General features: G+C 67.2%; 20 protein-coding genes. 11 read left to right on the top strand and 9 right to left on the bottom strand.

The genetic code is table 11. The features are described from left to right. Nucleotides 1-101 precede the first annotated feature (101 nt). The gene (locus tag ACXN5S_RS17470) at nucleotides 102-986 is read left to right on the top strand and encodes a CHAD domain-containing protein (RefSeq protein ID WP_458606755.1); all 885 of its coding nucleotides are present in this window, start codon (nucleotides 102-104) and stop codon (nucleotides 984-986) included. Here ACXN5S_RS17470 and ACXN5S_RS17465 read toward each other — a convergent pair. Next, the gene (locus ACXN5S_RS17465) at nucleotides 974-2,560 is read right to left on the bottom strand and encodes a lysine--tRNA ligase (protein ID WP_458606754.1); all 1,587 of its coding nucleotides are present in this window, start codon (nucleotides 2,558-2,560) and stop codon (nucleotides 974-976) included. The genes ACXN5S_RS17470 and ACXN5S_RS17465 overlap by 13 nt on opposite strands. 103 nt (nucleotides 2,561-2,663) lie before the next feature. Between ACXN5S_RS17465 and ACXN5S_RS17460 the strand changes: the two genes are divergently transcribed. After that, nucleotides 2,664-3,083 (top strand): tellurite resistance TerB family protein, encoded by a 420-nt coding sequence (locus tag ACXN5S_RS17460; RefSeq protein ID WP_458606753.1) that lies wholly within the window; start codon nucleotides 2,664-2,666, stop codon nucleotides 3,081-3,083. A 192-nt stretch (nucleotides 3,084-3,275) separates the two neighbouring features. Here the strand turns inward: ACXN5S_RS17460 and ACXN5S_RS17455 are convergent, their stop codons facing one another. From ACXN5S_RS17455 to ACXN5S_RS17435, 5 genes are all read right to left on the bottom strand, one after another. Continuing rightward, entirely contained in the window at nucleotides 3,276-3,815 is a 540-nt protein-coding gene (locus ACXN5S_RS17455; protein WP_458606752.1) for a sarcosine oxidase subunit gamma, read from the bottom strand. Further along, nucleotides 3,808-6,732 carry a sarcosine oxidase subunit alpha family protein gene (locus ACXN5S_RS17450; RefSeq protein WP_458606751.1) on the bottom strand — a complete coding sequence of 975 codons (2,925 nt, stop codon included), beginning with the start codon at nucleotides 6,730-6,732 and terminating at the stop codon, nucleotides 3,808-3,810. The genes ACXN5S_RS17455 and ACXN5S_RS17450 overlap by 8 nt, the downstream gene beginning before the upstream one ends. Continuing rightward, nucleotides 6,729-6,971 (bottom strand): sarcosine oxidase subunit delta, encoded by a 243-nt coding sequence (locus tag ACXN5S_RS17445; protein WP_458606750.1) that lies wholly within the window; start codon nucleotides 6,969-6,971, stop codon nucleotides 6,729-6,731. The genes ACXN5S_RS17450 and ACXN5S_RS17445 overlap by 4 nt, the downstream gene beginning before the upstream one ends. Further along, entirely contained in the window at nucleotides 6,971-7,390 is a 420-nt protein-coding gene (locus ACXN5S_RS17440) for a hypothetical protein (RefSeq protein ID WP_458606749.1), read from the bottom strand. The genes ACXN5S_RS17445 and ACXN5S_RS17440 overlap by 1 nt, the downstream gene beginning before the upstream one ends. A gap of 124 nt (nucleotides 7,391-7,514) precedes the next feature. Further along, nucleotides 7,515-8,768 (bottom strand): sarcosine oxidase subunit beta family protein, encoded by a 1,254-nt coding sequence (locus tag ACXN5S_RS17435; protein WP_458606748.1) that lies wholly within the window; start codon nucleotides 8,766-8,768, stop codon nucleotides 7,515-7,517. A gap of 499 nt (nucleotides 8,769-9,267) precedes the next feature. Here ACXN5S_RS17435 and ACXN5S_RS17430 point away from each other — a divergent pair, with 499 nt between their 5' ends. Then, on the top strand, nucleotides 9,268-9,528 hold the full coding sequence (locus ACXN5S_RS17430; RefSeq protein ID WP_458606747.1) for a hypothetical protein: 261 nt from the start codon (nucleotides 9,268-9,270) through the stop codon (nucleotides 9,526-9,528). A 260-nt stretch (nucleotides 9,529-9,788) separates the two neighbouring features. Then, entirely contained in the window at nucleotides 9,789-10,100 is a 312-nt protein-coding gene (locus tag ACXN5S_RS17425; RefSeq protein WP_458606746.1) for a hypothetical protein, read from the top strand. 76 nt (nucleotides 10,101-10,176) lie between these two features. Here the strand turns inward: ACXN5S_RS17425 and ACXN5S_RS17420 are convergent, their stop codons facing one another. After that, nucleotides 10,177-11,619 (bottom strand): Glu/Leu/Phe/Val family dehydrogenase, encoded by a 1,443-nt coding sequence (locus tag ACXN5S_RS17420; RefSeq protein WP_458606745.1) that lies wholly within the window; start codon nucleotides 11,617-11,619, stop codon nucleotides 10,177-10,179. Between the two features lie 468 nt (nucleotides 11,620-12,087). Between ACXN5S_RS17420 and ACXN5S_RS17415 the strand changes: the two genes are divergently transcribed. Genes ACXN5S_RS17415 through ACXN5S_RS17405 form a run of 3 tightly spaced genes read left to right on the top strand, consistent with a single transcriptional unit; the run spans nucleotide 12,088 to nucleotide 14,866 of the window. Next, nucleotides 12,088-13,752, top strand: a complete 1,665-nt coding sequence (locus tag ACXN5S_RS17415) for a pilus assembly protein TadG-related protein (RefSeq protein ID WP_458606744.1) — start codon at nucleotides 12,088-12,090, stop codon at nucleotides 13,750-13,752. Then, entirely contained in the window at nucleotides 13,749-14,285 is a 537-nt protein-coding gene (locus ACXN5S_RS17410) for a TadE/TadG family type IV pilus assembly protein (protein WP_458606743.1), read from the top strand. Before ACXN5S_RS17415 ends, ACXN5S_RS17410 begins: the two co-directional genes overlap by 4 nt. Beyond that, a complete protein-coding gene (locus ACXN5S_RS17405) occupies nucleotides 14,285-14,866 on the top strand; it encodes a TadE/TadG family type IV pilus assembly protein (RefSeq protein WP_458606742.1) in 582 nt (193 codons plus the stop codon). The genes ACXN5S_RS17410 and ACXN5S_RS17405 overlap by 1 nt, the downstream gene beginning before the upstream one ends. A 2-nt stretch (nucleotides 14,867-14,868) precedes the next feature. Here the strand turns inward: ACXN5S_RS17405 and ACXN5S_RS17400 are convergent, their stop codons facing one another. After that, on the bottom strand, nucleotides 14,869-15,342 hold the full coding sequence (locus ACXN5S_RS17400; protein ID WP_458606741.1) for a hypothetical protein: 474 nt from the start codon (nucleotides 15,340-15,342) through the stop codon (nucleotides 14,869-14,871). Nucleotides 15,343-15,435: 93 nt separating this feature from the next. On the opposite strand from ACXN5S_RS17400, the gene ACXN5S_RS17395 reads away from it, so the two are divergent. The 3 genes from ACXN5S_RS17395 (at nucleotide 15,436) to ACXN5S_RS17385 (ending at nucleotide 18,143) form a co-directional block, all read left to right on the top strand. Beyond that, complete coding sequence (locus tag ACXN5S_RS17395) at nucleotides 15,436-16,347, top strand: pirin family protein (protein ID WP_458606740.1); 912 nt, start codon at nucleotides 15,436-15,438, stop codon at nucleotides 16,345-16,347. Between the two features lie 189 nt (nucleotides 16,348-16,536). Then, a complete protein-coding gene (locus ACXN5S_RS17390; RefSeq protein ID WP_458606739.1) occupies nucleotides 16,537-16,803 on the top strand; it encodes a hypothetical protein in 267 nt (88 codons plus the stop codon). 53 nt (nucleotides 16,804-16,856) lie between these two features. Then, nucleotides 16,857-18,143, top strand: a complete 1,287-nt coding sequence (locus tag ACXN5S_RS17385) for a homoserine dehydrogenase (RefSeq protein WP_458606738.1) — start codon at nucleotides 16,857-16,859, stop codon at nucleotides 18,141-18,143. An 11-nt stretch (nucleotides 18,144-18,154) separates the two neighbouring features. Here ACXN5S_RS17385 and ACXN5S_RS17380 read toward each other — a convergent pair whose 3' ends face one another. After that, complete coding sequence (locus ACXN5S_RS17380; RefSeq protein ID WP_458606737.1) at nucleotides 18,155-18,802, bottom strand: glutathione S-transferase family protein; 648 nt, start codon at nucleotides 18,800-18,802, stop codon at nucleotides 18,155-18,157. 182 nt (nucleotides 18,803-18,984) lie between these two features. On the opposite strand from ACXN5S_RS17380, the gene glpX reads away from it, so the two are divergent. Next, nucleotides 18,985-19,956, top strand: a complete 972-nt coding sequence (glpX, locus tag ACXN5S_RS17375; RefSeq protein ID WP_458606736.1) for a class II fructose-bisphosphatase — start codon at nucleotides 18,985-18,987, stop codon at nucleotides 19,954-19,956. The last annotated feature ends 44 nt before the right edge of the window (nucleotides 19,957-20,000 follow it).

Here is a 20,000-nt window from a genome sequence, read left to right as displayed (position 1 = left end):
CTGGCCGTCCTGAACTCATGTCTGCCAACGGCGCGCGCCGCTGGCCGGTTCCGGTGGCGCCCCGGGGGGAACCCGCCTCGCCGGCCCCGCATTCGCCTGTCATGAGTTACCGCTGGAATCCTGCTGACAAGACCGCCACCGCCTTCCTTCGCCGCGTGGCAGACGACCAGATCACCGGCGCCCTCGCCTCGCTGACCAGCGATGAGATGTCCCACGAAGCGGCGGTGCATGACGTGCGCAAGCGCATGAAGAAGCTGCGGGGGCTGCTCCGCCTCGTCCGCGGCAGTTTCGACGGCTACAAGGCCGAGAACGCAGCCTTCCGCGATGCCGCTCGCCTTCTCTCTCCCCTTCGCGACAGCGCCGCAGTGCTGGAAAGCTACGAGCGCATCGTCGCGGTGGATTCGCTCGACGGGCGCCGCACGCTCGGCCTGCGCCGGCATCTAGAGGAGGCGCGAGACGCCGCCCGGACCGATCCCGAAGCCGCCGGTCGCCTCGATGAATGCCGCCTCAGGCTCGAGGCCGCGCGCACCCGCGTGCCGGACTGGTCGCTTTCCAGGAAGGGCTGGGGTGCGCTCGCACCGGGCCTGCGGGCGAGCTTCGACGGCGGCCGGAACTCCATGGCCGCGGCGCGAGAGGACCGGACGCCGGAGGACTTGCACGAGTGGCGCAAGCTGGCGAAGCACCATTGGTACCATGCCCGCCTGCTCTCACCGGTCTGGCCGCAGATGATGGCGCCGCATGTCGCTGCTGCCTCGCATCTGTCGGACCTGCTCGGCGAGCGGAACGATCTGGATGTTCTGGCCCCGCAGATCGAGCTCGCCGGCCTTACAGGCGAACAGTCCGCCCACCTCCGCGAGGTTCTCAGCCAGGAGGCCAAGCGGCTGGAGGTCGAGGCGTTCGCCCTCGGCGCCCGGCTTTATGCCGAGGCGCCGAAGGCCCTCGCGAAACGCTGGGGCAAGTGGTGGAGGCTGGCTCAGTCCGCCTGAACGAGGTCGCCCTTCAGGGCTTTCACGATGAGCGCCTTGGTCTCTTCAACGCCATAGAGCGCGATGAACCCGCCGAAGCGCGGCCCCTCGCTGGCGCCGAGCAGCACTTCGTAGAGCGCCTTGAACCAGGCCCGCAGCGGCTCGAAGCCATGCTCTTTGCCCACGGCGAAAACCATGCTTTGCAGCGCTTCGGGGTCGGCCTCGCCCTGCCACTCTTCGAGCTGGCGGAGCAGGTCTTCCATCGCGAGCCGCTCCTTGTCGTCCGGCATGCGGTAGCTCTTCGCGGGCTTCACGAAATCCTGGTAGTAGCGCACGGCGAAGCCGGCGGCGGCGTCGAGATCGGGGTTCCCCTCTGGGCTGGCCTCGGGCGCATAGCGGCGGATGAAGCCCCAAAGCGTTTCCTTGTTCTCCGCCCCCGCGACCGAGGCGAGGTTGAGCAGCATCGCGAAGGGCACGACCATGGTCGAGGCCGGCACGTTGTGCCCGTGGATATGGAAGGCCGGGTTGGCCAGCCGCTGGGTCTCGTCCTGCCCGGCATAGCCGCGCAGCTGCTGGTGGTACTCGTCCACCGCCTTGGGGATGACATCGAAGTGCAGCCGCTTCGCGGTGCGCGGCTTGAGGAACATGTAATAGCTCAGGCTCTCCGAGCTGGCATAGGTCAGCCATTCGTCGATGGTCAGACCGTTGCCCTTCGACTTGCTGATCTTCTGGCCGTTCTCATCGAGGAAGAGCTCGTAGGTGTAGTGATTGGGCGCGCGCCCCCCCAGCACTTCGCAGATGCCGTCATAGATCGGCGTGTTGGTGCTGTGGTCCTTGCCATACATCTCGAAGTCGACACCCAGCGCCGCCCAGCGGGCGCCGAAATCGGGCTTCCACTGCAGCTTCACGTTGCCGCCGGTGACGGGGAGCGTCCATTCTTTCCCGTCCTCGTCGTCGAAGGTGATGGTGCCGTCGGCGGCGTTCACCTCCTTCATCGGCACGTAGAGGACGCGGCCGGTCTCGGGGTGGAGCGGCAGGAAGCAGGAATAGGTCTGCTGGCGCTCCTCGCGCAGGCTGGCGAGCATGATCTTCATCACGTCGTCATAGCGCTCGGCCGTGCGGCGCAGCGTCTCGTCGAACTGGCCGGAGCGGTAGAACTCCGTCGACGAGATGAACTCGTACTGGAACCCGAAGGTATCGAGAAAGCGCCGCAGCATGGCGTTGTTATGCGCGCCGAAGCTGTCGAACTCGCCGAACGGGTCGGGGACGGAGGTGAGCGGGCGCTGAAGGTTCTCCTTCAGGAGGTCCTGCTGCGGTACGTTATCCGGTACCTTGCGCATCCCGTCGAGGTCGTCGGAGAAGACGACGAGCCGGGTGGGGATGTCGGAGATCACCTCGAAGGCGCGGCGGATCATCGTGGTGCGCAGGACTTCGCCGAAGGTGCCGATATGCGGCAGGCCCGAGGGTCCGTAACCCGTCTCGAACAGCACATGGCCCTTCTCGGGCGGAGCCTTCTCATAGCGTTTGAGCAGGGCGCGGGCCTCCTGGAAGGGCCAGGCCTTGCTGTCCATCGCCACGTCTCGCAGATCCGCCATCTCACACTCCATCGCTGCGCCCAGGCAGGTCGCCGGCGCGGCGCATCCCTATTGCGGGGCGGCAGGGGCGTCAATAAATGTGCCCCTAACCAAGGAGACGCTCATGACCGACGACAGCCCGCTCACGCCCGCCGATGCGCTGGTGGCGATGATGATCGCCGTCTCGGCGTCTGACGAGAACATCCGCACCTCGGAACTGCTGCAGATCCAGACGATCCTCGATCACCTGCCCGTCTTCGCCGATTACGATGGCAGCGCCGTGCCGCGCGTCAGCGAGATGGTGTTCGATCTGCTCGAGCAGGAGGACGGTCTCGACGCGCTCTTCGGCCTGATCCGCGACGCCCTGCCCGAACGGCTCTACGAGACGGCCTATGCCCTGGCCTGCGACGTGGCCGCCGCCGACGGCAAGATCGGCCAGGCGGAGGCCCGGATGCTGGAAGAGACCCGCCACGAGCTGAGCATCGACCGGCTGCATGCGGCGGCCATCGAACGGGGCGCGAAGGCGCGGTATCAGAGCCTCTGAGGGCTAAGGGCGGTTCGGGCACTCCTGACTTCGCCGCTATTTCCCAAGCGCGGAATCAAGGCCGTCAGGCCGCCGCGCGAGCGCCGGCCCGTTCACACGCGCCGGCGTGAGAGATGGCCTCTCACCCCTACCGTCTTCCGAGAGCCTCGCAATCCGAGATAGAGCAAGCTCCGCCCCAGCCGCCCACCGCCCTCAAGGCCGCGCCGCCACCTTCCGTGCCGCCTCTTCCACGTCGTGCACTAGCGAGCCGGCCATCGAGCGCATCACCGCGAGCTCCAGAACATCCGCCCTCAGCCGCGTCACCGAGGCCGTCATGTGCCCCACCAGCGTGCGCGCAGTCCGGCCAACAGGCAGGGCTTCCTGCGAGAGGTCCACCGGCACCAGCCGCGCCAGAACCGCCTCCACTGTAGCTCCCTGAAGCACCAGCACCGCTTGCGCTCCCGTCTGCGACGTCAGGGCCGCGTCTTCTGCCAGCCCTTCCGGCACCGCCGCGCCGATCAGCAGCGCCCGGCCCGGGCCCACCCAGAGCAGCCGCACGCCCTTGGCCGACAGCGCCTCGCCCGGTGCCGGAAAGGCCAGGCCAAGCGCCTCGCTCAGGGCGGCGGACACGGCCTCGGCCTTGCCCTTGAAGGGCGCAATCTCGGTCACGTCACCCCATTTGCCCTCTGCCAGAGTCAGCCCTGGCAGGCCGGGCAGCTCGGCGAAGGCAGGCGCTTGAAAGAGCCTAGGCACGCATCCGCCCTCCGCTCTGGTCGAAGAAGACAGGGTCGCACACCAGGCAGAGCGCCTCGGTGCCGCGCAGATGGTCGACGAAGCGCACCACCTCGCCCAGCCGCTCCGGCCCGTTCCTGAGGAAGGCCAGCGCGATATCGCGGCCGAGCGTCGGCGAGTGGCAGGCCGAGGTGACATATCCCTCGGCATTCACCCGCTCGGCCGCCGCCCCCCGCGCGAAAAGGAAACCGCCGGCATGCAGCGCGGCACCGTCCACCGGCTTCAGCCCGATCATCCGCTCGCGGTTCGGATCCAACAGACCTGGGCGAGACGCGGCGGCGCGGCCGATGAAATCCTTCTTGATGCTCATCATGCCCTGCAGGCCGACGTCATAGGCCGTCGCCCGTCCGTCGATCTCGGCATGGGTCAGGAAGCCCTTCTCGATCCGCAGAACGTTCAGCGCCTCCATCCCGTAGGCCCCGCCGCCGAGGCTCTCTGCCTGCGCCACCATCAGCCGCCAAAGTGCAGCGCCGCGGGCCACTGGTACGGCGATCTCGAAGCCGAGCTCGCCCGAGAAGGAGATGCGGAAGAGCCGCCCCTCGACGCCCATCACCGTCACGGGCGCCACGCCCATGAAGGGGATCTCCAGCAGCTCGCGCTCCTCCACCAGCGTGCGCAGCAGTGCGCGCGCCTGCGGGCCGGCCACGGCGAATTGCGCCCAGGCCTCGGTGACGGAGGTGTAGCTCGCGTCGAGATCGGGACGCAGCACCTGCGAGACGAAATCGAAATGCCGCATCACCTGGCCGGCGGCGGCGGTGGTGGTCGTGATGAGGTAATGGCTCTCGCCCAGCCGCGCGCAGGTGCCGTCGTCCATGACCATGCCGTCTTCGCGCAGCATCAGCCCGTAGCGCACGCGGCCCGGCTTCAGCGTCGACATCGCGCCGGTATAGACGAAATCGAGGAAGGCGGCGGCATCCGGGCCCTGCACATCGATCTTGCCGAGGGTGGAGACGTCGCTGACGCCCACCTTGTAGCGCACCATGCGCACCTCGCGCTCGCAGGCCTGCTGCCAGCCGGTCTCGCCGCCATGCGGGAAATAGCTGGCCCGGTACCAGAGCCCCGCCTCGACCATCGGTGCCCCCCGCGCCCGCACCGCGGCATCGGAGGACGTGCGGCGCACCGGCGCGAAGCCCTCGCCCCGCGCCCCAGCACCCATGGCCGAGATCGGCACTGGCACGAAGGGCGGGCGGTAGGTCGTCGTGCCCGCCGGGCCGTCGGGATGGCCGATGGCGGCGGCGAGGACGGAGAGGGCGTTGACGTTGGACATCTTGCCCTGATCGGTCGCCATACCTTGCGTCGAGTAGCGCTTCATGTGCTCGGGCGCCGAGAAGCCCTCCTGCGCCGATTGCTTGACGTCCTTCACCGTGACGTCGTTCTGGAAATCGAGCCAGGCGCGGCCCGGCCCCTCGAACACCCAGGACGAAGGCCCGGGCCAGGCCTCTTCTTCGGCCTCGGGCAGGTCCGGCGCAGGGGCGCTGAAGCCGAGATCGCCCGCCGCCTCGGCCCCGGCGCGCCAGCCCTCTGCCAGGCAGGCGGCGGTGTTGAAGCTGCCCTGCACCGCGCCGGCATAGCTCATGCCGGGGATCGCGCCCTCCGGCGGCAAATAGGCGGCGAGGCCGGCCTCCCAGCGGGGCTTGGCGCCCTGATGGCAGGCGAGGTTGACCTGCGGGTTCCAGCCGCCGGACATCGCCAGCGCATCGGCGCGAATGTTCTGCTCGACGAGGCCGTGAGAGACCTTCACCATGTTCAGCCCAAGCTGCCCGTAGGTGGCGAGGATGCGTCCGCCGGAGAAGACGGGGTAATCGGGCGCGTCGCGCGCCTCGGGGTCCGGGTCGATCAGCCCGGTCACCGTGACCCCGGCGTCGAGCAGCTGCTCGGCTGTGGCGCGCGCTCCGGCGCCGGTGCCGAAGATGGCGACCTCCTTGCCCGGCGTCACCGCCCAGCGGTTGAGATAGGCGCGCATGGCGCCCGCCATCATCACGCCGGGCCTGTCGTTGCCGGGGAAGGTCATCGCCCGCTCCAGAGCCCCGGCGGCCAGCACGGCGCGCTTGGTCGCGATGCGCCAGAAGGCGTAGCGGGGCCGATGCTCCGCCGGCGCCAGATGGGCGCCCACCCGCTCCAGCGCGCCATAGGTGCCGCCGTCATAGGCGCCGGTCACGGCGGTGCGCGTCATGATGCGCACGTTCGGCATCGTCTCCAGTTCGGCAGCGATCTCCGCCGCCCAGTCCGCCCCCGGCTGCCCGCCGACATGCTCGCGCTCGGCCAGAAGGCGGCCGCCCAGCGCCGCCTCTTCCTCCGCCAGGATCACCTTTGCCCCGGCCCGCCCGGCGGCCAACGCCGCCATCAGCCCGGCGGGGCCACCGCCGATGACCAGCAGGTCGCAGAAGGCGAAGGCCTTCTCGTCGTCGATCTCGGCGGGTTGGCGATGCAGGGCGCCAAGCCCAGCGGCGCGGCGGATGAAGGGTTCGTAGACCGCCTCCCAGGCCTTCCGGGGCCACATGAACGTCTTGTAGTAGAAGCCCGCCCCGAAGAAGGGCGCCGCCAGATCGTTCACCGAGAGCACGTCGAGGCTGAGAGCGGGCCAGCGGTTCTGGCTGTGCACCTGCAGCCCGTCCCACACCTCCTGCACCGTGGCGCGCACGTTCGGCTCCCGCCCCGCGCCTCTGCCCACGGTGACCAGCGCGTTCGGCTCTTCCGACCCCGCCGTCAGCAGGCCGCGCGGGCGGTGATACTTGAACGACCGGCCGACCAGCTTGATATCCGCCGCCAGCAGCGCCGAGGCCACCGTGTCGCCCGGATGGGCTTTCAGGATGCGCCCGTCGAAGCGGAAGGTCAGCTCCGTCTCGCGGTCGATCATGCCGCCGGTGGCAAGCCTCATGGTGCCTCCCCGGCGTTCAGCATCTCATGGGTTCGCGTATCCCGCACCGCCCGCACCATCGTGCCGCAGGGGCCGTGATGCCACAGCTCGGCCAGCGGGCCGGCGGGGTTTTCGCGCAGGAAGATATAGGCGTGCCATTCCTCGCCCCAGGCGGGATTGCTCGGGCGCTCCAGCGCGGCACCCATCCAGGTGAACTCGCGCCGGTCCCTCTCTCCGCAGCAGGGGCAGGTGATGCGCATCAGCAGCTCTCGATCGTGTGGTCGTAGAAGAGCACGCGGTTGCTGGTGAGATACCGCAGGCGGAACTTGGCGCCGAGCGCCATGAAGGCTTCGGCCTCTGCCGAGCCGTCGCAGAAATCGGCGGTGAACTCTTCGGTGATGACCCGCTGGAGCTGTGCCTTATTGAGATTGGAGCGGGCAAGATCGCCGCTCGAGAAGGGAAAGCGCATCTCGACCAGCACGACCGGCCCCTGCGCCTCGACCCGCTCGACGCGCATGTCGTGGTATTCGCCACTCGCCCTGTCGGCCCAGAGCTCGTCGGCGATCAGCGAGGCAATGTCGCAGGCCGCCGCATTGGGGCAGGCCTCGGGTGCTGCGCTCTCTGCCGTCTCTGCCGGGGGCACCGTCTCGCAGGCGCCAAGCAGGGCGAGGGCCGTCAAAGCCGCGGGAACGGGGCGGAGCAAGGCCCTGCGGCCCCGTTTCGATCTGCGGCTCTGAGCTGTCTGCATCCGGCCTGTCCTTCGCCTGTTGCTGTCTTTCGTCATTCTGTCCGGCCGGGGGAGGCTAGTGCAAATTGTGCTGCGCACCGGTGCCCTCCTCATCCATCACGCCCACGCCATCGCGGAAGCGGTTCAGCCGGAAGCGCTTGGCCGTCTCATGCGGCGTGCCCGTGGCGATCAGATGCGCTGTGGCCCAGCCAGAGGCGGGCACGGCCTTGAAGCCCCCGTAATTCCAGCCGCAATTGAGGAAGAGCCCGCCGATATCCGTGCGGTCGATGATGGGCGAGCCGTCAGGGCTCATGTCCATTACACCGCCCCAGTGGCGCAGCACCTTGGCACGGCCGATCATGGGCATCAGCGTCATCGCCGCATCCATTACCTGCTCGACGCCCGGCAGGTTCCCCCGCTGCGCGTAGGACGGGTAGAAATCGAGGTCGCCGCCAAAGACCAGCCCGCCCTTGTCGGACTGGCAGATGTAGAAATGGCCCATGCCGTAGGAGATCACGTGGTTGACGGCGGGCTTCAGCCCCTCGGTCACGTAGGCCTGTAGCACATGGCTTTCGATCGGCAGGCGCATGCCCGCCAGCGCCGCCACCTGGCCGGAGCGGCCGGCAGCGATCATCGCCACCTTGCGGGCCCGGATCGGGCCGCGCGTGGTTTGCACGCCCATCACCTGACCAGCCTCGGTATCGATGCCGGTCACTTCGCAATTCTGGATGAGGTCGACACCCCGGCTGTCCGCCCCGCGCGCATAGCCCCAGGCAACGGCATCGTGCCGCGCCGTGCCTCCGCGCCGGTGCAGCAGTCCGCCGTGGATGGGAAAGCGCGTCTGCTCATAGTCGAGATAGGGCACCATGCGGCGCAGCTCGGCGGGGCTGAGCAGCTCGGCGTCGTCGCCCTGGTTGCGCATGGCATTGCCGCGGCGGGCCATGGCATCGCGCTGGCCATCGGAATGGAACAGATTGATCAGCCCGCGCTGGCTGTGCATCACGTTGTAATTGAGCTCTTGCTCCAGCCCCTCCCAGAGCTTCAGGGAATGGCTGTAGAACTCGCTGTTGCCCGGCAGGTAGTAGTTGGCCCGCACCATCGTGGTGTTGCGGCCGATGTTGCCTGAGCCGAGATAGCCCTTCTCGAGCACCGCGATATTGGTGAGGCCGTGGTTCTTGGCGAGGTAATAGGCCGTCGCCAGCCCGTGCCCGCCGCCCCCGATGATGAGCACGTCATAGGCCGGCTTCGGATCTGGCTCGCGCCAGACGGGCGCCCAGCCCTTGCCGAGGCCCAGAGCCTGCTTTGCGATCTGAAAGGCGGAATAACGCACTCGAACACCCCTGCTCGCCTGTGATGGAAGCATGGGGCGCGCCAAATGGCCAGTGCCAGCGTGTCGCTGGTGGCGCTCTTCTCTCAGCAGATTCAGCCCAAAAGCGGCCGGGGTCGATTTGACCCAAGGGAAGGTCGAGCTAAAGCGCTTCCAGCTGCGTCAATCCGGGGCGGCAAAGCCGCGGGCCAGGGCGCGCTATCCCCCTATCATGCCTCAATTTTGGGCATCATCGGGCCGGCCTAGCGCAGGCAAACCCGCTGCAACGCAGAACCGCCGATTTTCCGTCGCCGCTCCCCGGTTCAAGACCCGAAAATCTCACGTCTTGGCGACCCGTTTTCACGGCGGCGTGAGCGGGTATTACGAGCGGGTTTGGGCCTCCCCACCTGTCTTTCACGACACGAGACGATGGCGACAGCATCCCGGGTAGCTCCGCCTCCACGTTCTCAGGTGCCGCGAAAACCAATTCCGGCAAAGATACCGGCTAAACAGGAGACTACCCATGTCCAAACTCTTCACGCTCGCCCCCATTGCGGCCGCCCTCATGCTCGGCACCGCCGCTTCCGCTGCCGAAATGCAGACGACCGGAACGGTTGGCCACTATTCGCCGACTTCCGAAACGGTCTGGATCTCTGGCGAGGGCGTCTATCACTTCCGCCTTAACGAAGATTTCCCCGATCTTTCGAATGGCGACGAAATCCAGCTCACCTACTACGTGCGTGACGGCGTTCGCTACGTGACCGATTTCGAAGACCTCAGCTAATCGCTGAAACCCTCGGCCCCATCCGTTCCTCCCTGGCGTATGGTGCCTGCGCAGCCGGCCTTTCCTCCCGAAGGCCGGCTGTCGCTATTTAAGGGCAAGCGCACTCACGCACTGACGCGCATTTAACATAAACGTGAGCCGCCCTTTCCTCTGCACGACTCCGGTACAGTTTGATTGGCAAGCGGCGACGAGAGGTTCTTCTCAACGCCGCACGTTAGCCGCCGGCTTCGACCGGCATTGTAAATGTAGTGGAGTTAACCATGAATACGCTTTTCAAAGCTGCCCCCGCCGCCTTTGCCGCCCTTTTCATCTCCGGCGCTGCCAATGCGCAGGATATGGAAATGACCGGCAGCCTCGACAGCTGGGATCCGGGCTCGCAGATCATCATGCTCGAAGGTGATGCCACGAACTACTACTTCCGTCTCGACGATGCCTTCCCCGAAGGTCTCGATATCGGTGACGAGGTGGAGTTCTCCTACACGATGATGGACGACCGTGCGTACATCACCGAGTTCTACAACGTGACCGACCAGGAAGAAGCCGTGCTGAACCCGTCGGGCACCAGCGACTAATCGCAACGCTCAATCTGGTCACTGACCAGAGCATTGCAGGGACGGGGCCGCATGACGCGGCCCCGTTTCCTTTTGTCTAAAGCCCCTTGGCCCGGTAGCTCGCCGCCACCCGCCCGATTGAGACGATATAGGCCGCGGTGCGAAGGTCGTGCACATCCTCGCGGGCATGCCAGACCTCGCGCATCGACTGATAGGCCGAGCGCATCGTGTCATCGAGGCCCGAGCGCACCAGCTCAAGCTCGCCCGCCCCCTTCAGATACTGGCTCTTGAAGCCCGGGGAGAGCGTCCAGCCCAGGTCTCTGTCAGCCGAAAGCCGTTCCAGCTCATTGACGATCAGCAGATGGCGCGCCTCCTCCGCCCGCCGTTGCATGCGGCCGAAGCGGATGTGGCTGAGGTTCTTGACCCATTCGAAATACGAGACGGTCACACCGCCAGCGTTGGCATACATGTCGGGGATGATGATCGCCCCCTTGCGGCGGAGGATCTCGTCGGCCCCCGCCGTGATCGGCCCATTGGCGGCCTCGACGATCAGGGGCGCCTGGATGCGCTCGGCATTCTCCATGTGGATCACGCCTTCGAGCGCCGCGGGAATGAGAATGTCGCACTCATGCTCCAGCAGGACAGACCCATCCGGGATGACGGTGGCGTCGGGGAATTCGGCAATGCCGCCGTGCTTTTCGATCCACGCCTTTACGCTCTCCACGTCGAGCCCGTCCTCGCTGTGGAGGGCGCCGTCGCGTTCGATGATGCCGGTGATCTTGGCGCCATCCTCCTCCTGCAGGAACTTCGCGGCGTGATACCCCACATTGCCGAGACCCTGCACGATGACACGCTTGCCCTCCAGCCCGCCGGAGAGGCCGGCAGCCGCCACATCCTCGGGATGGCGGAAGAACTCGCGCAGGGCATATTCCACGCCCCGTCCTGTCGCCTCGACCCGCCCATGGATGCCGCCGGCATTCAGCGGCTTGCCGGTGACGCAGGCGGTGGCGTTGATATCCGTCGTGTTCATCCGGCGGTATTGATCGGCGATCCACGCCATTTCGCGCTCGCCGGTGCCCATGTCGGGCGCGGGCACGTTTTGCGCGGGGTTGATCAGGTCGCGCTTGGCCAGCTCATAGGCGAAGCGGCGGGTGATCAGCTCCAGCTCATGCTCTTCCCAGGCGCGCGGATCGATGCAGAGGCCGCCCTTCGAGCCGCCAAACGGGGTTTCGACCAGGGCGCATTTGTAGGTCATCAGCGCCGCGAGCGCCTCGACCTCGTCCTGATGGACGCTGAGGGAATAGCGGATACCGCCCTTCACAGGCTCCATATGCTCGGAATGCACAGCGCGGTAGCCGGTGAACGTGTGGATCGAGCCGCGCAGGCGCACGCCGAAGCGCACGGTGTAGGTGGCGTTGCAGACGCGGATCTTCTGTTCGAGCCCGGGGCTGAGGTCCATCAGGGCCACGGCGCGGTTGAACATGATGTCGACGGATTCGCGGAAACTCGGCTCGATATGCCGGGCGGCCTCGTTGGGCATGGCGATACTCCTTCCATTATTGGGCAACGCGGGCGAAGCCGCCGGCGGGCCTAGCTTTCTGCCCACAGTCTTAATGCTCCTTTGCGACGGGACGCAAAAATTTGCACGAATCGCGCGACAGGCTCGTCGGTGGCGCCCCGAAGACGCGCCACGTCTGCGTTTCCGCCTTCGGTCCAGTCATCGACAGAGCCCCGCCATTGTCTCGCCGCAATCGGCGCGAGCACGGATCGATCGGTATTTAATAAGGTTTGCCACAATTTTGCCTAAGCTCGTTCGCACCCAGCCAGGGCGCGGCTCCAAAGGCCGCTCCTGCCCCGCTGGGGCGCCGGGTGGGGGCCTGGTGAGGAAATGCAGTCGAACGGCATCAGGGCCGCCCGCGCCGACGATCAAGGAAGTACCAAGCCGCCGCGCCTCACAGCGCGCCTGAGCGCTTTTGCCGGTCGGTTTGCCCGAGCCGAAGACGGCTCTATGATCATCTTCTCGCTCTTCATCTTTCTGCTGATGCTCATCGTCGGCGGCATCGCGGTGGATGTCATGCGGGCCGAGACGCATCGCCAGCGCCTGCAAACTCTCACCGACCGGGCCGTCCTTGCGGCCACCGACCTGAACCAGTCGCTCGACCCAGAATCCGTGGTGCGCGACTACTTCACCCGCGAGGGGCTTGTCGGCGATCTGGAGAGCGTCACCGTCAGTTCCGCCTTCAACCAGCGCGAGGTTTCCATCGTCGCCCGCACCCAAGTGCCGACGACGCTGACCCAGCTCGTCGGTGTCGACGAATTCACCGTGCCCGCCGTCGCCACCGCCACCGAGCGCGTGACCGATCTGGAGATCCTGCTTGTGCTGGATGTCTCGGGCTCGATGGCTTCCGACAACAAGCTGGAGGATCTGAAGGACGCGGCGCAGGAATTCGTCAACACGGTTTTCGACGGCGACACCCAGGGCAAGGTCTCGATGGGCATGGTGCCCTTCAACGGCCAGGTGAACCTCGGCCCCGCTCTCTTCGCGCAGTACAACACCCATGATTACGGCGGGGTGGAGAACAACTACTGCATCGACCTGCCCGATGCCGCCTATGACAGCCTCGATCTGGCCACCGATCTGCCGATGCCGGCCACGGGCTTTTACGACAGCTATTCCTCCACCAGTAAAAGCAGCTCCTACGAGAGCACCTGGAACAACCGGCCGCGCAGCGACTACGGCTATTACGTCAATTCCTGGTGCCCGCCGATGGCGCAGAACATGGTCCTCATCCCCTCCGACGACCGGCAGGAGCTGCTCGACGCCATCGAAGGGCTGCACGCCATTGGCGCCACCTCCATCAACGCCGGCATGCGCTGGGGCATGGAGCTGATGGACCCGGGCTCTGCCGCCATGGTGACAGAGCTCAACGGCGGCCCGCTCAACGGCCAGAGCCGTCCCTTGCCCTATGAGCTGGACAACGCCGGCAAGATCATCGTCTTGATGACAGACGGCGAGCACTTCCCCGAAGAGCGGCTGAACGACGGCTACCGCGCCGGCCCCTCGCCAATCTACCTCGCCGATGACGGTTATTACTCGATCCACCACCCGGGCATCGACGGCGGCTTCAACTATTGGGTGCCGCACATGGGCTATTGGATGCGTGAACCCTGGCAGGGCAGAGAGCCGCGGCGCAGCGACAGAACCTACTCTCCCTCAGGCCAGCCCTATCAGGCGGACGCCATGCTGCGCTCGGGCGCCGCCCTGCCCGCCAGCGTCGGCAACGCCCGGCGCCAGACCTGGCAGGCCGTCTGGCAGGATCTGCGGGTGCAATATGTCGCCTGGCAGTTATACGGCCGCGCCTATGGCGACAGCAACTCGGAGCGCTCCGCCGTCTTCACCAGCCAGATGGACAGCCTGCGCACGCAGACCCAGACGGGCGAGATGGACACGCAGCTGCAGGGCCTGTGCACCGACGCCAAGGACCAGGGCGTGGCGATCTACGGCATCTCCTTCATGGCGACCGAACATGGCGCAGGCGAGATCTGGAAATGCGCCTCCTCCCCCTCGCATTTCTACCCGGCCACGGGCGAGGGCGCCTCGGAGGGCGACGACATCATGACCGTATTCCAGAACATCGCCGGCTCGATCAACACGCTGAGGCTCACGCAATGAGAGGCTGGCTGCGCAAATTCGCCCGGGGCGAGGGCGGCTCGGCGACCATCGAGTTCGTCATCATGGCGCCGTTCTTCATCGCGTTCTTCGTCTCGGCCTTCGAGGTCGGCGCGCTGATGACGCGCAATGTCATGCTCGACCGTGCCCTCGACATCGCCGTGCGCGACGTGCGGCTTGGCCTGATCGCCGGCGAGGATGACGAGGATTACTATGACAACCTGAAGGATCGCATCTGCGACAACGCCCGGGTCATCCCCAATTGCGCCGCCGAGATCATGCTCGAGATGCGCCGCGTCGCGCCCTCCGACATGCAGCTCCTGCGCCCCGATGCCGATTGCGTCGACCGGGCCGAGCCGGGCAAGGCCGCCCGCGAGTTTCAAGGCGGCGGCGAGCACGACCTGATGATCCTGCGGGCCTGCTCGCTCTTCGATCCCTTCTTCCCGACGGGCGGCATCGGCTCGCCCATCCCCCGGCTGGCGAACGGGGCCTACGCCCTCATCTCCGTCGCCTCGTTCGTGCTGGAGCCAAGCTGATGCTGCGCCCTCTCCGCCGGTTCCTTCGCCACTTCGCCCGCGGCGAGCAGGGCTCCGTCGTCATCGAGGGCGTCATCATGCTGCCCGTCATCGCCTGGGCCTTCGTCGCCTGCTACAGCTTCTTCGACGCCTTCCACGCCCGCGCGAACAACATCCGCGCGGCCTTTACCATCTCCGACACGCTGACGCGCGAGACCAATTACATCACGCCCGCCTATATGGATGGCCTGCTGGCGCTGCAGCGCTTCCTGATGATCGGCAGCGACAACGCGCGCCTTCGCGTCACCGTCTTCCACTACAACGCTACCGACGATGTGCTGGAGCTCGACTGGAGCGAGGCGCGCGGCGGTATGTCTCCGCTCTCCGAGCCTGCCCTGCGCCGGCTGGAGGCGCGCATCCCCGCCATGGCCGGCGGCGACACCGCGATCCTCGTCGAGACCGAGGCGGATTACGAGGTGCCCTTCAAGGTGGGCCTGGCCGATGACGTCTTCACCGAATTCGTCGTCGCCCGCCCGCGCTTCTCCGGCCAGCTCTGCTGGAACCCGGTGGAGAACGGCACCAACGCCACGGCGGTGTGCTAGGCTCAGCGTTGCTCCAGCCGCGCCGCGATTGCCTCCGCCATCGCCCGCGCCGCCCGGCCGTCGGTCACGCCGCCCACGCCCAGCCGGCGGCCCATTCGCCACCAGAGCCCGGGCGCCCAGGCGAAGCCCGCACGCTGGTGCAGGCGCAAAGCGAAGCCGCTGGAGGGCTTGAAGGCGAAGGTGCCGCGCTCGACGCGGGCGATCTCCTCCCACCGGGCCAGCACACGGCCCTCGCTATCCTCCAGCCCGGCCTCTCCCAGCAGAAGCGCCAACTGCGTCGCCCGTCGCAGGCTTTCAGCCAGCGTCAGCACCAGTGCCCCGATGGCCAGCAGCGCCAGCGCGGCGCCCGCCCCGGCGGAGCCGCCGGCCGCCAGCAGCAAGGCGATGCCGCCCAGGGCATAGAGCACGCCCAGCGCCAGCAGGCGCCGCGGCGGCGCGGCCCGCAGCTCTGGCGCGTAGACAGAGCTCTCCGTCATGCATCAAGCCATGCAGCTGCCGCATGGCTCGCCGCCCGGGCTCTTCCGCCGGGCCGCAACGCGCTTATGTCTGGCGCCGAAAGGAATTCGCTCATGTCCATACGCCCCGTCCTCTCCGCCCATCAGGCCGTGCCTACCCTCGAAGGGGCCGGCGTGAAGCTGCATCGTGCCTTCGGCTTCGAGGACCCCAGCTTCGCAGACCCCTTCCTGCTGTTCGACGATTTCCGCAACGAGCGGCCCGAGGATTTCCTGAAAGGCTTCCCCTGGCACCCGCATCGCGGCATCGAGACCATCACCTATGTGCTGGATGGCACGGTGGCGCATGGCGACAGCCTGGGCAATAGCGGCACCCTCGGCGCCGGCGATGTGCAATGGATGACGGCGGGCTCCGGCATCCTCCATCAGGAGATGCCGCAGGGCAATGCTGCCGGCCAGATGCACGGCTTCCAGCTCTGGTCGAACCTGCCCGGCAACCTCAAGATGACGGCGCCCCGTTACCAGGACGTGAAATCCGCCGATATCCCCGTGGTGGTCGATGACGACGGCACCGCCGTGCGCGTCGTCACCGGCGAGTTCTGGGGCAAGCGCGGCCCGGTCGATGGCATCGCCTCGAACCCGCAATATCTCGACGTCTCGGTGCCCGCCGGCCTGCGCAAGCGCTTCAAGATAGACACCTATCGCCGCGCCTTCGCCTATGTCTTTGCCGGCTCCGGTCGCTTCACCGATGCCGCCGCCCCCGCCGGCGTGCTGCTGGAGAAAGAAGTGATGGGCCAGGAGGTGAATGTGCGCGATCTCTCCGGCAACCGCACGCTCGTGCGCTTCGGCACCGGCGACGAGATCGAGGTGCAGGCCGGCGATGAGGGCGTGCGCTTCCTGCTGGTCTCGGGCGCCCCGATCGAAGAGCCGGTGGCCTGGCACGGGCCCATCGTGATGAACACGCAAGAGGAAATCCTGCAGGCCATGCGCGATCTGCGCAACGGCACCTTCATCGCCCCCGCCCACTGACCGGCCCCGGGGGGAGGGGCGCGCCCCTCCCCTCCCTCCCTCTTTCTTTCCCCTCTTTGCTCCAGGAAATCCTCGGGGGGTGAATTGGCCAACGGCCAAGAGGGGGGCAGACAGCCCCCCTGCCCGCCCTCAGCCCGCACCACCCCCACCGCGATAGACAGCCCCCCGCCGCCGGGCTACCTCTTCGCCATGCACCGCGCCCTCCCCTTGCTCCTGCTCCTCGCCGCCTGCGCCGATGCGCCGGAGCTGCCCGGCCCGGCGCCGGCCCCGGGCTCGCTGCAAACCCCGCCGCTCGTGCCGCTCGCCCCGCTCCTCGCCGCCGCCGATGCGCCGGCCCCGGCCGATCCGGCCCCGGCCCAGTCGTCCCGTGCCGCCGCCCTCGCCGCCCGGGCCGATGCCCTGCGCGGCCCGGTTCTCAGCCCTGCGGAAAACGCCCGACTGCAACCCTTGCGTTGAACCCCCGCGCGTCTCGCGGTACGTCCCTCCGGCATGTCTGCCTGGAGGATCTCATGACCGCAGCGCTCCGTCTCGCCATCGCCGGGCTCGGCACCGTCGGCACGGGGCTGATCCGTATTCTGCAGACCCATCCGCAGATGATCGCCGCCCGCGCCGGACGCCCCATCGAGATCGTCGCCGTCTCTGCCCGGAGCAAGGGCAAGGACCGCGGCATCGACCTCTCCGCCTACGCTTGGGAAGACGACCCCGTCGCCCTGGCCCGGCGGGACGACATCGACCTTTTCGTCGAGGTCATGGGCGGCCACGAAGGCCCGGCAAAGGATGCGACCGAAGCCGCCATCGCCGCCGGCCACCATGTCGTCACCGCCAACAAGGCCCTGCTCGCCCATCACGGGCAAGCCCTCGCCCTCGCCGCAGAAGAGACGGATGTGGCGCTGCGCTTCGAGGCCGCCGTGGCGGGCGGTATCCCGGTGATCAAGACGCTGACAGAGGGCCTCGCGGGCAACCAGATCGAGCGCGTCCTCGGCGTGATGAACGGCACCTGCAATTACATCCTCACCCGTATGGAAGATGGCGGCCTGACCTATCAGGAGGCCTTCGACGAAGCCGACGGCCTGGGCTTTCTCGAAGCCGATCCGCAGCTCGATGTCGGCGGCATCGACGCCGGGCACAAGCTGTCGCTGCTCGCCGCCATCGCCTATGGCACCCAGGTGAATTTCGGCGGTGTCGAGCTCGAAGGGATCGGTTCGGTCACTATCGAGGATATCCGCCAGGCCGCCGACATGGGCTACAAGATCAAGCTGCTCGGCGTTGCGCAGATGACCGGCCGGGGGCTCGAGCAGCGCATGTCACCCTGCCTGGTGCCGGACAGCTCGCCCCTCGGCCAGCTCGAAGGCGGCACTAATATGGTGGTGATCGAGGGCGATGCCGTGGGCCAGATCGTGCTACGCGGAGCCGGTGCCGGAGCGGGGCCGACGGCCTCTGCCGTGCTGGGCGACATCATCGACGTGGCCCGCGGCTTCCGCCTGCCGACCTTCGGCCAGCCCGCCTCCTCCCTGCGTCAGGTGCGCGCTGCCCGTGCCGCGGTGCCGGCGCCCTATTACCTGCGCATGGATCTGGCCGACAAGCCGGGCGCGCTGGCCAAGATCGCCCATTGCCTCGGCGAGGCCGGCATCTCGATCGACCGGATGCGCCAATATGGCCATGTCGACCAGTCGGCGCCCGTGCTGATCGTCACCCACAAGACGACCCGTTCGAACCTCGAAGAGGCCATCGCCGCCTTCTCCGCCACCGGCGTGCTGGTCGGCGCGCCCGTAGCGATCCGCATCGAGAACCTCTGAGGCGCCGCGCCTCAGGCCTCCTCGGCGTCGATCTTGCGGTAATAGGGCCCGGTATCGGGGCAGGCGTCGAGCATCCGCTGGAATGCCGGCCGCTCGGTCAGCCGGCGCCGGTAGGCCTGCAGCGTGTCGCTGAGCGGCCATCGCACGCTGTAATGCGCCTGATTCAGCGTATAGCCGACGGAAATGTCGGCGGCGGTAAACGCCTCCCCTGCCATATAGGGCGCCTCGGTGAGCCGCCGCTCGACAATGGCGAGGCGGCTGTCCCACTGATAGAGCGTGTGCTTTGCCGTCGGGTTGTCTCGCTGATCCTCCGGCAGGCGTAGCGCGTTGCCGTAGAAATACATGGCCTGCCCGATCCCCGCCTCGCCGAGCCAGAGGAACTGCTTGTAGGCGGGAAAGGAAGGATCGTCGGGGGACGGCATCAGCGGCGTCGGGCCATAGCGTGCCATCAGATATTCGACGATGGCGAGAGATTCGATCATCACCACATCGCCGTCGCGCATCGCAGGAATGAAGCCGGCCGGGTTCGCCGCCATGAATTCGGTATCCTCGCTGACATCGGAGAGCAGGTTCACGCGATGGAGCCTGTAGGGCAGCCCCATTTCCTCAAACAGCCATACGACACGGGTGCCGCGCCCTTCGCCGTAGACGGTTATCATAGGTTGACCTCCACGTATTCTCGGGCAGACCCTCTCACAGGCCTGTCTGTCTGTCCATTCGTGGCGCCAGCGGCGCATCGGCCGGCAGCCGGAGACCAATGCAGACAGGGTTAACGCTACCAGCCTTCCCCCGGTTACACGAAGCCGCTAGGCCCTTTGGCAACCAATCCGAAGGACAGCCCATGCCCGACAATGCCCAGTTCCACGACCGCATGCTCTCGCTCGGCCTCGCCCGTGTGTCCGAGGCCGCGGCCATCGCCTGCGCCGACCTGATCGGCCGCGGCGACGAGAAGGCCGCCGACCAGGCCGCCGTCAACGCCATGCGCAACCAGCTCAACATGCTGGACATCAAGGGCACAGTCGTCATCGGCGAAGGCGAGCGCGACGAGGCACCTATGCTGTTCATCGGCGAAGAGGTCGGCGCCGGCCAGGGCCCTGAGGTCGACATCGCGCTCGACCCGCTGGAAGGCACCACGCTGACGGCGAACGACATGCCCAACGCGCTGACGGTCATCGCAATGGGCCCGCGCGGCTCGATGCTGCATGCCCCCGATGTCTACATGGACAAGCTCGCCATCGGCCCCGGCTTCCGCCGCGGCGTGGTGACGCTCGACATGAGCCACTCCGAGAGGGTCAGCGCGCTGGCCACCGCCAAGGGCTGCTCGACGAAGGACATCACCGTCTGCGTGCTCGACCGGCCCCGCCACGAGCAGATGATCGAAGAGATTCGCTCCACCGGCGCCGCGATCCGCCTGATCACCGATGGCGACGTCGCCGGCATCATGCATACGGCCGAGGCGCAGAAGACCGGCGTGGACATGTACATGGGCTCCGGCGGCGCGCCCGAGGGCGTGCTGGCCGCAGCAGCACTGAAATGCATGGGCGGGCAGCTCTTCGCCAAGCTGCTCTTCCGCAACGACGACGAGAAGGGCCGCGCCAAGAAGGCCGGCATCACCAATTTCGACCGGGTGTACACCCGCGACGATCTGGTCACCCAGGATGTCATCTTTGCCGCCACCGGCGTGACCGACGGCTCGCTCCTCTCCGGCATCAAGCGCGAGCCGGGCTATGTGACGGCCGAGACGGTGCTGATGCGCAGCAAGACTGGCTCAGTCCGCCACATGTCGTACCGGAACCCAACCTCGGCGATCTGACCGGGAGGGGACCAGACATGAAAACGCCGCCCTCAGCGGGGCGG

Source organism: Pseudoroseicyclus sp. H15, from assembly GCF_054353345.1.
This window is presented reverse-complemented; position numbering and strand designations above follow the sequence as displayed.